This is a genomic window from Legionella drozanskii LLAP-1 (assembly GCF_001467585.1).
GTDB classification, from domain to species: domain Bacteria; phylum Pseudomonadota; class Gammaproteobacteria; order Legionellales; family Legionellaceae; genus Tatlockia; species Tatlockia drozanskii.
Map to the genome: position 1 here is coordinate 1 of NZ_LNXY01000005.1, position 793 is coordinate 793.

The following is a 793-nucleotide window of genomic DNA, read 5'->3' on the forward strand; positions in this document are numbered from 1 at the left end:
TACCCGTCAAGGCCTGAGAATACCAAGGAATAAATCCCCAGCGCATTTGAATCCCTGTTATTTGGGCTTCATTGCTGACTAAACAAAGTGCGGGTTCTGTCGGGGCGACGTTGTAACTTAGAGGCAGATTTTCACAAGTGGCAATTGAAAATTGCTTTAAAATGGTTTCAACATCGGTATTAAGCGCAAAACGTCCACACATAATGGCAAATGGGTTAATGAGAGGGTTTGTTACAGTATAGACAAGTCTCCTTCATGTTTTTTGATTACTTAAACGCAAAAGGAGCTTACCTTTCGGCAAGAGGCTAAGCTCTCTTATTCCATTAGCTATAATAGACAGAGGCAAATCATTCCAGGAAGGATAAAAAAGTGATGAATCCTCGTCTTTTACTGATTGAACCGAATGGAATTATTCAACGATTTGAGCAGTGGCTTTGGAGAAGTCAGCAGGCAGAGGTGGATATTGCTATTAACGGAGATAGGGCTTTAGAACTGGCTAATCGTCATTTATACGATGTGATTATTGTTAATCCTGAGCTTGAGGATGAATTTGATGGCTTTGAAGCAATCCTTGCCATTAAACATCACACCATTAATCATCAAGTTCCGTTTATGCTTGTGACATCCAATGAAACGCTTAGCTACCTTCGCCAAGCCATTGAGCTTGATATTAATTGGTATATGATAAGGCCCTTAAACAAAGCAATTACTAAGGCTGCAATGAATTGGATTAAAGAGCCTAAACCAAGACCCTCTTGTCTTATTGTTCATAATCGCCACTTGATAGCCTCTT

At 40.0% G+C, this 793-nt stretch carries 2 protein-coding genes; one reads left to right on the forward strand and one right to left on the reverse strand.

Annotated elements, in window-relative coordinates:
• Positions 1–202, reverse strand: a 202-nt coding sequence (locus Ldro_RS03065) for an SOS response-associated peptidase family protein (protein WP_162263963.1), incomplete at its 3' end; no start/stop codon positions are given.
• A gap of 170 nt (positions 203–372) precedes the next feature.
• Between Ldro_RS03065 and Ldro_RS03070 the strand changes: the two genes are divergently transcribed.
• The coding region (locus tag Ldro_RS03070; RefSeq protein ID WP_058494967.1) for a response regulator at positions 373–793 on the forward strand (421 nt) is incomplete at its 3' end.